9 protein-coding genes are annotated in these 13,610 nt (G+C 48.2%); 5 read left to right on the forward strand and 4 right to left on the reverse strand.

What is annotated here, in order from left to right; all coding sequences use genetic code 11:
- Window positions 1-161: 161 nt before the first annotated feature.
- Window positions 162-1,073, reverse strand: a complete 912-nt coding sequence (gene rdgC, locus TSUB_RS03405; RefSeq protein WP_192867878.1) for a recombination-associated protein RdgC — start codon at window positions 1,071-1,073, stop codon at window positions 162-164.
- Between the two features lie 121 nt (window positions 1,074-1,194).
- Between rdgC and TSUB_RS03410 the strand changes: the two genes are divergently transcribed.
- From TSUB_RS03410 to TSUB_RS03430, 5 genes are all read left to right on the forward strand, one after another.
- Window positions 1,195-2,436 carry an exonuclease SbcCD subunit D gene (locus TSUB_RS03410; RefSeq protein WP_087025294.1) on the forward strand — a complete coding sequence of 414 codons (1,242 nt, stop codon included), beginning with the start codon at window positions 1,195-1,197 and terminating at the stop codon, window positions 2,434-2,436.
- Entirely contained in the window at window positions 2,433-6,182 is a 3,750-nt protein-coding gene (locus tag TSUB_RS03415) for an AAA family ATPase (protein WP_087025267.1), read from the forward strand. Before TSUB_RS03410 ends, TSUB_RS03415 begins: the two co-directional genes overlap by 4 nt.
- A gap of 147 nt (window positions 6,183-6,329) precedes the next feature.
- The gene (gene phoB, locus TSUB_RS03420; protein WP_087025264.1) at window positions 6,330-7,019 is read left to right on the forward strand and encodes a phosphate regulon transcriptional regulator PhoB; all 690 of its coding nucleotides are present in this window, start codon (window positions 6,330-6,332) and stop codon (window positions 7,017-7,019) included.
- Between the two features lie 62 nt (window positions 7,020-7,081).
- On the forward strand, window positions 7,082-8,386 hold the full coding sequence (gene phoR / locus TSUB_RS03425) for a phosphate regulon sensor histidine kinase PhoR (protein WP_087025262.1): 1,305 nt from the start codon (window positions 7,082-7,084) through the stop codon (window positions 8,384-8,386).
- Window positions 8,383-9,339 carry a PstS family phosphate ABC transporter substrate-binding protein gene (locus TSUB_RS03430; protein WP_087025259.1) on the forward strand — a complete coding sequence of 319 codons (957 nt, stop codon included), beginning with the start codon at window positions 8,383-8,385 and terminating at the stop codon, window positions 9,337-9,339. Before phoR ends, TSUB_RS03430 begins: the two co-directional genes overlap by 4 nt.
- Window positions 9,340-9,400: 61 nt before the next feature.
- On the opposite strand, the gene ppx is transcribed toward TSUB_RS03430, so the two are convergent.
- Genes ppx through TSUB_RS03445 form a run of 3 tightly spaced genes read right to left on the reverse strand, consistent with a single transcriptional unit; the run spans window position 9,401 to window position 13,538 of the window.
- Window positions 9,401-10,921, reverse strand: a complete 1,521-nt coding sequence (gene ppx / locus TSUB_RS03435; RefSeq protein ID WP_087025256.1) for an exopolyphosphatase — start codon at window positions 10,919-10,921, stop codon at window positions 9,401-9,403.
- The gene (ppk1, locus tag TSUB_RS03440; protein WP_087025253.1) at window positions 10,902-13,010 is read right to left on the reverse strand and encodes a polyphosphate kinase 1; all 2,109 of its coding nucleotides are present in this window, start codon (window positions 13,008-13,010) and stop codon (window positions 10,902-10,904) included. The genes ppx and ppk1 overlap by 20 nt, the downstream gene beginning before the upstream one ends.
- A 27-nt stretch (window positions 13,011-13,037) precedes the next feature.
- Entirely contained in the window at window positions 13,038-13,538 is a 501-nt protein-coding gene (locus TSUB_RS03445) for a glycine cleavage system transcriptional repressor (protein WP_343231774.1), read from the reverse strand.
- Window positions 13,539-13,610: the final 72 nt, after the last annotated feature.

Here is a 13,610-nt window from a genome sequence, read left to right on the forward strand (position 1 = left end):
GGTATATCGGCGAATTTCTCACCAAAAAAGCAGGTAAAGAAAGCGGTGTCATCGTTTAGTGGCAAAGCATCAGGGAATCGCTAGCCCGTTTCTAAATTCTGTATCTCGAGGTCGCTTGAGTGTAAGTAGGGAGAGCGATGCTCTCCCGTTGATCAGCTTGGTTAGTCGCGCGCCTCTAGGCCGCCAAGTGCTTCAAACAGGGCAGGCAGAAAAACGGCCATTTCACCACAGAAAAGTGACATGTCGGCATCAAAACGTTGAGCGATATCTTCTCGGTCGATGTCATCATTTTCATCCTTAATCTCATCGGAGAACTTCACTCGTTTTATCGTAAGATCTTCACCGAGGATAAAGTTGATACGCTCTTGCCAATCTAGCGCTAGCTTAGTGACGACTTTGTCCGCTTCAATGTGCGCTAGGATTTCATCGCTTGTCAGATCTTGTTGCTTGCAACGAATAACCCCGCCTTCTTCTAGAATGGCTTTAAACTCAGCTTCTTCACCCATGACAAAGCCAGCTGGTGACTGATGGCTGCGTACCCATTCGGTCATCGTCTGTTCAATGGGTTTCTCGGCAATTACTGGGATAACCGGTAGGCTCCCCATTGATTTTCGGAGCAGTGCTAGTAGCTCTTCGGATTTCTTATGGCTACCCGCATCTACCAAAATGTAGCCTTCAGAAGGCATAATGAGCGCATAGGTTTGGCTATTTCGGCTAAAAGCGCGCGGCAGTAGATCAATGATGATGTCGTCTTTGAGCGCATCTTTTTCTTTCTTCTTTAGCGGTCGCCCTTGCTCTTGCTCCATCGCTTCGACTTTGGCATTTAATGACTCCTTGATAACCGATGCCGGCAGCATTTTTTCTTCTTTGCGTGCACAGATCAGAATGTTGTTACCCGAGACGTGCGTCATCATGTCGCCATGTCGACCCATTGCAGTGACCCAGCCATATTTTTGCTGATCTTGGCTGCCGCAAGGAGTAAAGCGGAATTCGCTCAGTTGCTTCTCTAGTTCATCAGCATTGATATCGACATCTTTGCTAAAACGATAGGCGAGTATGTTTTTAAACCACATCATGTTTGGTCGGTTCCCAATCTTCCCACAAGAGCGACAATGTTATGCGATTAAGATGTTTTTGTCGCGGTTCTTGGTAGAATCCGGGTAAGCAAATTTTGGCATGGATAAGCAGCGCCACATGAAAATACTTCATACCTCTGACTGGCATCTTGGTCACCAACTGCATGGGTATAGCCGAGACACTGAACATCAACTTTTTCTCGATTGGTTAGTTGAAATTCTCATTGATGAAGAGATCGACGCGCTGTTGGTCGCGGGCGATATTTTTGACACCGCGAATCCACCTGCAACGGCATGGCAAATGCTCTATCGCTTTCTCGCCACGTTGTCGAAGCAATTACCCCACCTAAATGTTGTGATGATTGGAGGCAACCACGACTCGCCTTCAAAGCTTGATGCTCCTCATGAACTACTTCGGGCTTTTGATCTGCATTTGGTTGGTGGGATCCGGCGAAATGTTGATGGCATGCTGGAAACAGAACGTATGCTGGTGCCGTTAACGGATAAAAAGGGACAAACGGCAGCTTGGGTCATGGCAGTGCCCTTTCTGCGTAGCAGTGATTTACGGACAGAAAATTTATCGGAAGACGATGACCGATTAGTCAAGGGGGTAGAGCAACTCTACACTCAGGTTACCGCCGCAGCGTTATCCAAACGCTCATCTGATCAAGCGTTGATCGCGATGGGACATGCCTATATGGCGGCGTCGCAGCTATCTGAAATGTCTGAACGTCGTGTGCTTGGTGGCAATCAGCACGCATTGCCAGTGACTATTTTCGATGAGTCAATCAGCTATGTGGCGCTGGGTCATCTTCATCTTGCGCAGCGCGTGGGAGGAAAAGAGCACGTTCGTTATTCGGGCTCACCCATTCCGTTGTCAATGTCAGAAAAGCATTACAAACACCAAGTCGCCATTGTCACGCTCACTGATGCCAAGATCGAAAGTATTGAGACAAAGTGTGTGCCCCGCGCCGTCGACATGTTGTCCATTCCGGCTCAGCCACAGCCATTGGATAAGGTACTCGAGGCCTTAGAAGCAGCTGAGTTTGAAGAGAAATCTCTGTCATTACAGCCTTTGTTAGAAGTGCCTGTTTTGCTTGATAAGCCTCAGGCTATGTTGCGAGAAAAAGTGCTCGCCGCGATGGGTGAAAAAGCCGTACGGTTAGCCAAAATAACGCCCCATTACCCAGAGAAATCGTCATCGAGTAGCTTGATGCAGCAACAGCTTAGCGAGGTCTCACCGCAGGATGTGTTCAGTTTGAGTTGGCAGCAGCGCTATGACGGCGAGCCAGATGAAGAGATGCGTGAAGCATTTGAGCAGTTGTTGATTCAGGTAGAAGAGCAGGAGGCCGAGCAATGAAAATCTTGGCACTTCGAGGGGAAAACCTTGCGAGCTTACAGTCTCGCTTCGAGATTGATTTTGCAAAAGGCCGACTGGGTGAATCAGGGCTCTTTGCGATTACCGGGCGTACGGGGGCAGGCAAATCAACATTATTGGATGCTATTTGCTTAGCGCTGTTTGATCGCATGCCTCGCTTACAAGCGAACAAAAAAAATGATGCAGAGATTGGTCGTGATGATGATGCGAGTCGACTAAAAGCCAATGACGTACGGAGTATATTAAGTCGCGGTAAATCCGAGGGTTTTGCTGAAGTCGATTTTCGAGCGCATGACGGTAGTGAGTGGCGAGCGCATTGGCGAGTTCGCCGCGCACGTGGTCGGGCGGATGGGCGTATTCAAGCGGCCGAACATTGGCTTGAAAGCATAGAGACAGGCCAGCGCTTTGCGGGGAAAAAGCAAGAAATACAGCAAGAAGTTGAGCGCCTAGTAGGCCTAAGTTTTGAGCAATTTCGTCGTGCTGTGATGCTACCTCAAGGTGAGTTTGCTGCTTTTCTAAAAGCGAATGCCGATGAACGTGCGTCGCTATTGGAGCGAATGACGGGGGGAGAAATTTATAGTCAGTTGTCGATAGCCGCGCATGAGCGTACTCGTGAAGAAAAACAGCGCTTAGAGCAACTGCAGGGACAACTGGGCGATATCACCCTCATCGATGACGAAGCGATGGCAAAGCTGGTGATCGAGATAGCCGATATCGAGACGGAACACCAACAGAGTGAAGTGCATGTCCAGAAAGCGCTGGGTTATCAGCAGAGTTTGACGGATCACTTGCAATCGCATAAAGCGCTAGATGAAGCGAAGTTGGCGAGCCAGTCAGCGCTCCTCGCTCGCGAAAAAGCCCAGCCAGAGGTCGACTATTATGCGCAAGTACAAGCGGTGCAAGGCGCGCGTGAGTGCTATCAGGCACTGGTGCGTCAAAGGCAGCAACAGCAAGAGAACCAACAAGCGCAAATAGAACTCAAGCAACGCGCGGCGGCGAATGATTTAGCATTGTTGGCGAGTGATGACGAGGTTGCCACACAACGCCGAATGGACACGCATGCGAAAGCAGAATGGGAGGCGATAGCGCCTAAGCTCAAGCAAGCACTCTCCCTAGAGACGCAACATAAAGAAAAGCAACAACAGTGGCGGGAGGCGACAGATGAGTCGCAACGTCAGTCCCATCAGGTTCAACAGGTGCAGCAAGCCCTATCTGGTTTGGAGAACGATCTAAAGCATTGGCAACGGCAAGCAGACCAATTGAAGCAACAGCTGGCTCAGCATCCAGAACTAGTTGCGATTGCGCCACGGGGAGAGTCGGCGCTGGAAAACATAACGCACTATCGACGTTCTGTATCGCAAAGCACAGACTTGCGACAACAACAGGGACAGTTGAGTCGACAAAAGCAGCAACTTCAACATGCCTTAAATGGCTATCAACATGAGCATCGGCAGTTAGTTGGGCTGCGAGAAGCGTTAGAAAAGCGGATTGAAGCACTCTCTCTCGACACCTTATTGGCACGTCAATCTGCTTGTCAGCAAGACTTTCAAACACAAACGAAGCAACTTGAGGCGTTAAACCAGCAACGCACCATGGCGCAAGATTGGTTGCATGCCGACACCCAACGTCAGCAGTTAGAAACGGCATGGCAAACAGCGCTTGCACAGCAGCAGGAAGGGGAAAAACAACTCGATGTTTTGTTGCAAGCGCTTAAGGTACAACGTGCCACATTCGATGAAGCGAAGCGCCAGTTTGATTTGAGCCGCGCCACTTTTGAGTTAGCGGACTATCGTGTGTTACTGGAAGAGGAACAGCCTTGTCCGCTCTGTGGGAGCCTTGAGCACCCTTATGATTCGAGTCAGCCGGCCGTCGAAAGTTTGATACATCAGCAGCAGGCGCGTTTGGAGCAGTTGCAATCAGAGCTGCAACAAGGGGAATCGCAACGCCATTTCCTGACTCAGCAAGGTGTTCAAACTGAGCGCCAATTACAGCAAATTCAACATGAAAAAGCGCAGCTTACGCCTATTCTGTCGCAATGCTGGCAACGTATCGTTGCGCTAGCGCCTGAGCTGGCTGCGGTTGATCAAAGTGAACTGCCTACGCACATTCAAGTTTGGCAACAACAAGCAGAATCGATTAGTCGTAAACAGGCAGAACTGGATAGCGAGTTTCGTTCTATCCAGCATCAACTCGAGTTGGGCGGCCGTTGGCAACAAGAATTGAGCCAGATGGTGCAAGGTGAAAAACAGCTCAATCAGGATGTGAATGGCGTACAGCAAACGCTGGCAACCTTGGAGGAACGTGATAAGGCGTTGCGAGACCAACTTGATGCAATAACCGCACAGCAGGCAGAGCGGGCGACATTGTTAGCGGATATTTTTGCTGAGTATCGCTGGCTATCAATAGCCGAGAATGACCACTTCTTCCAACAGTTTCGTCTGCAGTTAGCCAGCGTGATTGATTGGCAGCAAGCGCTACAGAGTATTGAGCGACAGCTGTCAGAACAGCAGCCTAAGTTGACTGAGTTAACGACACAGCTTGAGGGCGGTCGTCAGATACAACTGAGCATAGAGGAAAAACAGGCAAGTCTTCGTCGTGAAATCAACGAACTTTGGCAACAGCGTGCTGAGTTGGTCGGTGAGCAATCACTGCAAGAGATAGAGCAATTACATCAAGGTGGTATGGCTGTGGCAGAGCAGTCTCTTAAGCAGGCTGAGATTCGACGGCAATCTTTAGGTGAAACAAGAGCAGCACTTCAAAAAGAGCAGCAGTTGCTGGTCGCGCAGCAGGATGGACTTAATGCCTCTCAGCAAGCTCATGAACAAGAATGGCAGCAGTGGCTTGAGCGCTATTCACTGAGTAATGAAGCGCTGAAGGCGTTGCTCGAACATGACACAGCTTGGCGAGAGGTACAGCAAGAAGCGATAAAAGCATTAGAGGATGCTGTCGCGTCTACTATGTTATTGCAAAAGGAGCGCGAGCAGCGACTCGAACAGCAACATAGTCGTTTAAGTGAACTTAAAGTTTGGCTAGGTATGGATGAGAGTGATGATTTAGCATTGCTTGAAAGCCAGTTAAGCGAGCATTTGGAAAAACTTCAGGGAATCCGCAAACAGCAGAGTAATCTGCTATTTGAGGCGAAACGTCGTTTACATGACGCGGAGACGGCCAAAAAGCAAGCGGGGGAGCTGGAGCAACAGTGGATGAAGCAACATGCTGTGACCGAAACATGGCTTAAGTTGAATGAGCTGATAGGCTCTGCAACAGGCAGTAAGTTCCGTACCCTCGCTCAAGGGCTGACCCTGCAGCAACTGGTGCTGGTGGCCAACACTCACTTGAGTGAATTGTCTCCTCGCTATGCCTTGCAGCCTGTTCCCGGTAGCCCGTTGGCATTGCAAGTTATTGATCACGACATGGGGGATGAGGTGCGCAGCGTAGAGTCTCTCTCGGGAGGGGAAACCTTTTTGCTGTCACTCTCCTTGGCGCTAGCGCTTGCCTCACTGGCAGCGGATACTCGTCAGTTGGGTTCCTTATTCATTGATGAAGGTTTTGGAACGTTGGACCCAGAAAGCTTAGAAATGGCGCTATCGTGTTTAGATGCCTTGCAGGCGAATGGTCGTCAAATTGGTGTTATTTCCCACGTTTCCACTTTAGTCGAGCGTATTGGTGTGCAGGTTGCGATAGAAGCAAAAGGCAGCGGCCGGAGTGAAGTGAGAGTGAAAGGATAACTGCCATCAATGGACGAAACAGGGAAGATTCTCTGCGACTTTAGGTGAAATTTCAGCGTGTTAAAATTTCACCACTGGTCACAAAAGTGTCATAATAAACACACATAATGGCTCCAGATTTTATCGTTCACTGGGTATAGATACACTATGGTTAAACGCATCCTCGTTGTTGAAGACGAAGCACCTATTCGTGAAATGCTTTGCTTTGTACTTGAACAGAAAGGCTATCATGCAGTTGAAGCAGAAGATTATGATACCGCGCTGGAAAAAATCTGCGAACCGTATCCGGAGCTTATTCTGCTCGATTGGATGCTACCAGGAGGTTCAGGTATTAATCTCATTAAACACCTGAAGCGTGATGAGTTAACTCGTCAGATTCCTGTGGTGATGCTGACAGCGCGCGGTGAAGAAGAAGACAAAGTTCGTGGCCTCGAAGTGGGTGCGGATGATTACATTACGAAGCCTTTTTCACCCAAAGAATTGATGGCGCGTTTGAAAGCTGTTATGCGTCGCGTATCCCCCACTGCTCTGGATGATGTGATTGATGTACAAGGTTTGAAACTGGACCCAGTTTCTCACCGTGTTACATCCAATGAGCAACCGCTAGAAATGGGCCCAACTGAGTTTAAGATGTTGCACTTCTTTATGACACACCAAGAGCGTGTTTATAGCCGTGAGCAACTGCTAAACCAAGTTTGGGGTACCAATGTATATGTAGAAGACCGAACAGTAGACGTGCATATCCGTCGTTTGCGTAAAGCGCTAGAAACAGGCGGTCATGACAAAATGGTACAGACTGTACGTGGTGCAGGATACCGTTTCTCAACACGCATTTAGTAGTACTGAACAACCTGAAAGACCAGAGAGGAGCGCAAGCTCCTTTCGTGCTTGGAGACGTAATGGTCGAACGACTGTCTTGGAAAAAGCTGGCTTGGGAGCTGGCTTTTTTTTACCTACCTTGGATTGGCCTTGGCGCCATATTCGGACATATGGCGTGGTTTCTTTTAGCCGCGACCTGGATTCAATTGCTGTGGCATTATTATAATCAGCTGAAAATGTCTGATTGGCTCTGGAAAGAGCGCAGTTTAACGCCGCCTTCGGGCTCTGGCAGTTGGGAGCCTCTCTTTAATGGGATCTATCGATTACAGATCCGAAACCGCCGTCGTCGAAAAGAGCTAGCGACGCTTATTCGCCGTTTTCGCAGTGGCGCGGAATCTATGCCCGATGCACTCGTGGTTTTTCGTAGTGAAGGGCATATTGTTTGGTGTAACAAACTGGCTCAGCATGTGTTGGGTTTTCGTTGGCCCGATGACGCGGGGCAGCCAATCAATAATTTATTGCGTAGTCCAGATTTTGTTCGTTATCTGTCAAAACGCCGCTTTGAGCATCCGATTGAAATCACTGCACCGACCAATCCTGATCGCACCCTAGAACTGCGCATCATGCCTTATACCGATGGAGAGTACATCATGGTGGTCCGTGATGTGTCGCAAGTAAAACAGCTTGAAGGGATGCGCCGAAACTTCTTTGCGAATGTTTCTCATGAATTACGTACGCCGATGACGGTATTGCAAGGTTATTTAGAGATGACATCAGATCCTGAGATGATGCCTCGCCCGATGTGGGACAAAGCCCATACGGTTATGACTGAGCAACTCGAACGTATGAGTGGGCTGGTCAATCAGTTGTTGACGCTCTCTAAAATTGAAGCAGCGCCAGTCGTTGAGCTCTCAGAGATTGTTACTGTGCCTGCCATGCTAGAGATATTAGAAAAAGAAGCGATATCGCTCAGCGGTGATAAGGATCAGATCTTTCATTTTGATGTTGAAAGCGATCTCAATGTGTTTGCTGATGAAGATCAGTTACGCAGTGCGATATCCAACCTTGTCTACAATGCGGTGAAGCATACTCCTCCGAACGCTGAAATTTCTGTGCGTTGGTTTAACACGTCAAAAGGCCCAAGATTAGAAGTGCAAGATAGCGGTGAAGGTATTGCCCCTCAGCATATCCATCGTTTGACGGAGCGTTTTTATCGTGTAGATAAAGCACGCTCCCGTGAAACGGGAGGCAGTGGCTTAGGGTTGGCTATCGTCAAACATGCACTAAGCCATCACGACGCACAGTTGGAAATTGCCAGTACTGTGGGTGAAGGGAGTACCTTTGCATTTACCTTACCTAAACGCCTCGTGGTGGGTGAGGAATGAAACGTCTATTAATGATGGGCGCTGGCGCGCTGTTGAGCATGAGTCTTGCCTTTGGCAGTGCTGCTGACCCCTTACCTCCTTATCAAAAGGTCGTGGGCGTTTCAGGCAACCTAAGCTCCATGGGGTCTGATACGTTATCTAATTTAATGACGGTTTGGGCTGAGTCATTTAAACGGTATTACCCCAACATCAATATCGAGATTCAATCAGCAGGATCGTCAACGGCACCAACAGCATTGACAGAAGCGACAACGCAGTTTGGCCCGATGAGTCGCCCGATGCGTCCCCGTGAGATTGAGGTGTTTGAACGTGAACATGGCTATAAGCCTATGCCTATTCGCGTGGCTATTGATGCGTTGGCCGTATTTGTTCACCAAGACAATCCACTTCAAGGGCTGAATTTTTATCAGCTGGATGCCATCTTTTCTCGTACCTTGCTGTGTGGGGCGAATGCACCGATCACCCAATGGGCCGATCTCGGTTTAGAAGGGTTGTGGGAAGATCGTGATATCCAGCTGTTTGGGCGGAATTCGGTCTCCGGTACTTATGGCTTTTTTAAACAGAAGGCGTTGTGCAATGGTGACTTTGTGGCGCGTTTTAATGAGCAGCCTGGATCTGCGTCGGTTGTACAGTCCATCTCGACATCACTGAACTCTATCGGTTTTTCTGGGATTGGTTATACCACTTCCGCAGTAAAAGCCTTGCCAATCGCAGAAACCGGGCAGGATTATGTGATTGCGAATCGAGAAAATGCGGTCAGCGGGGAGTACCCACTCTCTCGATTTCTCTATATTTATGTCAACAAACATCCAGAGCGGCCGCTCTCTCCGTTGGAGCGCGAGTTTGTGCGCTACATCTTATCTGCGCAAGGTCAAAATTTGGTGTCTCGTGAAGGGTATGTCTCTTTGCCCGCGAGCGTCATTGAGCAAGAGTTATCGCGACTTGGGATCTAGCCTTTTTACAGTTCAAAACAGGACGCATCTGCGTCCTGTTTTGATTTAAGTCGGAGTGAAATTAGTTCTCAATGTCTGGAGTGAGGATTTCTAACTGCCATCCCGCATTCTGCCAATATTCTTGCTCTTTCACTAAATCTGCTTCAAGTAAGCGGTTATTGACCTGCCAGTCGCTCGGCATATGTAACTGCCAATGCTCTTTGTTCGCAGTGACTTTAATGGTTGGCAAAGGGTCATCGTTGCGCTGGCCATGCATGGCGACAGCAAGCCGCAATGTGCGAATGAGTGGGTAGACGTGCTTACGTTTATAGATACTTAACTCAGGCATTTCGTTGAGCTTAAGTGTTTTTCGCTGGAAGCGTGTGAGCGTCGCCAGTACTGTTTGTTCTTCTTGGTTAAAGCCGGGCATAGAGGCATGTTGTAGGATATAACCACAATGGCGATGGAATCCAGAGTAACTGATGCTCAACCCGACTTCATGTAACACTGCCGCCCACTTTAAGAGTGAGCCAAGGACGAGTTGCTTGCCACCCAGCTCGCTTTCAATTTGTGAATAGAGCATGGATGCTGTCGCTTTAATCCGTTCGGCTTGGGCAAGGTCGACATGGTATTGCTTCGCTAGCGCATTCGTAGTGCGCTCACGAATATCGTGATGACGGAAACGTTCCTCCATCTCGTAGAGCAGCCCTTCTCTTAGCGCGCCATCTGAAAAGTGCATTTCGTCGATATCGAGAGCGGCAAAGACGGCGGTGAGTATCGCCAATCCAGCAGCAATAATGGGTTTTCTCTCTTCAGAAAGGCCTCCCCAATCGAGGTCGTTATAGTGTTTTACTTTGATTAAATCGTGACCAAGCTGTTCTAGTGCTTTTCGTGTGATAGTCCCTTTCTCGGAACCGCGTTGTTTTATCACTTCGCAGATGGTTTTAATCGTGCCTGAGGCGCCAATCGCGATATCCCAGCCTCGGTACTTGTATCGAGATGCGACATTCTCGAGCTTTTGAGCGGCGGCAAGCTGTGCTGCTTCAAAGCGTTTTTTACTGATTTTGCCTTCGCTAAAAAAGCGCTTGTTGTAGCTGACACATCCCATGTGCTTACTGGTCATCTGTTTGGCTTCAAATTCTTCGCCAATAATGAGTTCAGTGCTACCACCGCCAATGTCGATGACAAGTTTAGTCCCTGACTTGGGCTGAGTGTGGGCAACCCCAAGATAAATCAATCGCGCTTCTTCTGTACCGGGGATGATTTCAATTTGATAAGGAATGACATTACGCGCGCGCTGCAAAAATAGATGCGCATTCTGTGCTTGGCGCAATGTGTAGGTCGCTGCGATACGAACGTTATCGGGATGGAATCCCTGCAGACGCTCAGCAAACATGGTCAAGCAGTCTAAACCACGCTGCATGGAAGCGTGGTCCAAGTTGTGGTTTTCGTCCAGACCAGCAGCGAGGCGCACTCGCTGCTTGTGTCGGCTGATAATCTGTAAACGTTGTCCGATGACTTTCGCGACAACTAGATGAAAACTGTTTGAGCCAATATCAATTGCCGCAATTTCTCGGGCAGGTTCAACGATCGGGTTGCTCATCAACGCTTTTCTCTTTCTCGGTCTTCTTTTTTATCTGCTTTTCACTTTGCTTCAAATAGTCGTAAATAGCAATTTGAGAGCGGATTTTACGTCGATTTCCGCGCGGAACATACCGATTGTCCATATCTTTATTGATAATTCGCGCTTTAACCGTGTCTTTAAATTGAAGCTCAAGAATGTCGATAATGCGTTTTTTAAGGTCTGGATCTTTGACCGGTGCCCCGACTTCGACACGATTGTCGATGTTGCGGGTCATCCAGTCTGCCGATGAAATCATCACAAATGGGTCGCCATTGTTGGCAAATACGGCGACACGGGGGTGTTCAAGAAAGCGATCCACAATACTAATTGCTGAGACATTGTCACTGATACCCGGGAGTCCAGGAATTAAACTGCACATACCGCGAACAATGATGCGTATTTTCACACCAGCTTGGCTGGCTTCGTAAAGGCGATTCACAAGACCTTTATCGACTAAGTTGTTCACTTTTAACGTGACACTTGCCTTGATGCCATTTCGGGCGTTGGCAATTTCATTGTCGATGAGGTTATATATACGGCCGCGCGAGTTACGAGGCGATACGATTAGCTCTTTGAATTTGACCGGGCGGAATGGGTTTTCGATGTAGTCAAAAACAGCGCGTACTTCATCTGTGATGCTCTTATCTGCGGTAAGTAGAGAGAAGTCCGTGTAGATTTTTGCAGTTTTTTCATTAAAGTTGCCCGTTCCTAAGTGAGCATAGCGAACGATTTTCCCCTCTTCTTTTCGGCTAACGACACACAGTTTCGAGTGGATTTTCATTCCTGGAATGCCGAAAACGACGCGAACGCCAGCTTCTGTGAGACGGCGAGACCATTCAATGTTTGCCTCTTCATCAAATCGTGCCATTAGCTCGACAACTACGGTGACACGTTTACCATTGTTAGCGGCATCGGTCATCGCGTCGATGATGCGAGAATTTTTTGCGACGCGATAAATATTAATTTTGATGCTGTACACTTTCGGGTCATAGGCGGCTTGGCGAAGCCATTCTGTCACATGCTCGAAGGTGTGATACGGGTAGTAGAGCAGGACATCTTTTTTCTTGATCGCTTCAAATGCCGTTTGTGTATTAGCGAGTTGGTAGCTCTCTAGTGCTTGCATTGGTGGGTTTTCAAGGTAGCGAGCGCCTACGTTGGGGAAGCCTAAAAAGTCTTTGTGGTTATGATATCGTCCACTCGGGACGACACTGTCGTAGTTTGAGACTTGCAACGCTTTCATCAGCATGTCGAGGGTATCGACAGGCATGTCACGCTGATAGACAAAACGCACTGGCATCTGTGTTAAGCGTTGGCTTAATCCTTCCGACATTTGCTCAAGTAAACCGTGCTCCACCTCGGGAGTCAGTACATATTCTGCATCACGGTTCATTTTCATCGCATAGGCGTGGACTTCATCAAACTCAAACAGCCCTTTAAACACATCTGCAAGGCAGAGTCTGATGATGTTATCAAGTAAAATGATGGTTGTACGGCGGCTGCCTTTCTCTTTCGGAAGGACGATGAAACGATCGACTTGCTCGGTTGGGATCTCGATCAATGCACGTTGTTTTTGATCGCCTGTGATCAGATCTATCGCGAGGTATGAGGACTCATCTTTTAGGAACTGCAATAAATCCGTGCTTGGATTGAAAATGATGGGGGTTATATATGGCAAAATCTTGGCACGGAAGTATTTTCGCATCCAAGTGATTTGTTGCTCACTCAATTGCTTTTCATTGACCAAGAAGATGTGTCGACGTGCCATTTCTAGCAAGACTTCATTGTACAGTTCGTCAAAGCGCTCGCCGAGTCGTGCAGCCTTACTCTGCATTTTATTGAGTAAGTGTTTGGCGCTTTCATCACCACCTTGCTCTTCATTGATAATGATACGGCGCTTTACGTCAGCAAAGCGAACCTTGTAAAATTCATCAAAGTTATTGGAATAGATCCCTAAAAAACGGACGCGTTCGATAATTGGGTTGGACTTGTCAGCCGCCTCTTGTAGAACGCGTTCGTTAAATGAGAGCCAACTTAATTCTTTGTCTACATGCAGCTTATCTGTGCTCATCTTATTTTATGTACCAATGTCGGAGAGTTAATCAAAATCGATGGTAAGATCATCAGCTAACTGTTCTAGCTGGCTCTGGATTTCATCCAGATCGATTTCGGTTTTCGTCTCAAGTTGAAAGTAAGCATAAAACAAGGGATAGCCCCATGCGGGTGCGCTTTTGGTTTCTGTCTTTAGTTTGCTGATATTGATGCCATTTTGCCCAAGCAGATGGGAGACTTGGTTAACAATACCGCGGCGATCGTTTCCAGATACAGTCAAGGCGATAGTTTGCTCTGCTGGCGGTGTTTCGTTTCCGTCGACGACATGAATATGAAAGGCTTGCTGTGATTTGAGGGCGGTAATAAGTGCTGCTTCGTATTGCTCTTCAACACTGATTTGCAGTATGCCTGCAAATTGCCCGGCAAGTTGCGTCAGACTACTGGCTAACCAATTCCCGTGATGTTGAAAAACGGTATCTGAAAGGGTGTCAACCAGTCCTGGTGAATCTTGACCAATAACAGAAATAACTAAGTGCTTCATACTCATGTCCTCATCCTTAGGCAGTAATCCTATTATGCGAGCTTGACTACGTACTGTCCACAGAGCAAAAAGTCCGCG

Source organism: Thaumasiovibrio subtropicus (assembly GCF_019703835.1).
Lineage (GTDB): Bacteria > Pseudomonadota > Gammaproteobacteria > Enterobacterales > Vibrionaceae > Thaumasiovibrio > Thaumasiovibrio subtropicus.

Bases quoted from the DNA above. Each gene is read 5' to 3' on its own strand.
- phoR (WP_087025262.1), top strand. From the start codon at position 7,082: ATGGTCGAACGACTGTCTTGGAAAAAGCTGGCTTGGGAGCTGGCTTTT.
- TSUB_RS03430 (WP_087025259.1), top strand. From the start codon at position 8,383: ATGAAACGTCTATTAATGATGGGCGCTGGCGCGCTGTTGAGCATGAGT.
- TSUB_RS03410 (WP_087025294.1), top strand. From the start codon at position 1,195: ATGAAAATACTTCATACCTCTGACTGGCATCTTGGTCACCAACTGCAT.
- TSUB_RS03445 (WP_343231774.1), bottom strand. From the start codon at position 13,538: ATGAGTATGAAGCACTTAGTTATTTCTGTTATTGGTCAAGATTCACCA.
- phoB (WP_087025264.1), top strand. From the start codon at position 6,330: ATGGTTAAACGCATCCTCGTTGTTGAAGACGAAGCACCTATTCGTGAA.
- TSUB_RS03415 (WP_087025267.1), top strand. From the start codon at position 2,433: ATGAAAATCTTGGCACTTCGAGGGGAAAACCTTGCGAGCTTACAGTCT.
- rdgC (WP_192867878.1), bottom strand. From the start codon at position 1,073: ATGTGGTTTAAAAACATACTCGCCTATCGTTTTAGCAAAGATGTCGAT.
- ppk1 (WP_087025253.1), bottom strand. From the start codon at position 13,010: ATGAGCACAGATAAGCTGCATGTAGACAAAGAATTAAGTTGGCTCTCA.
- ppx (WP_087025256.1), bottom strand. From the start codon at position 10,921: ATGAGCAACCCGATCGTTGAACCTGCCCGAGAAATTGCGGCAATTGAT.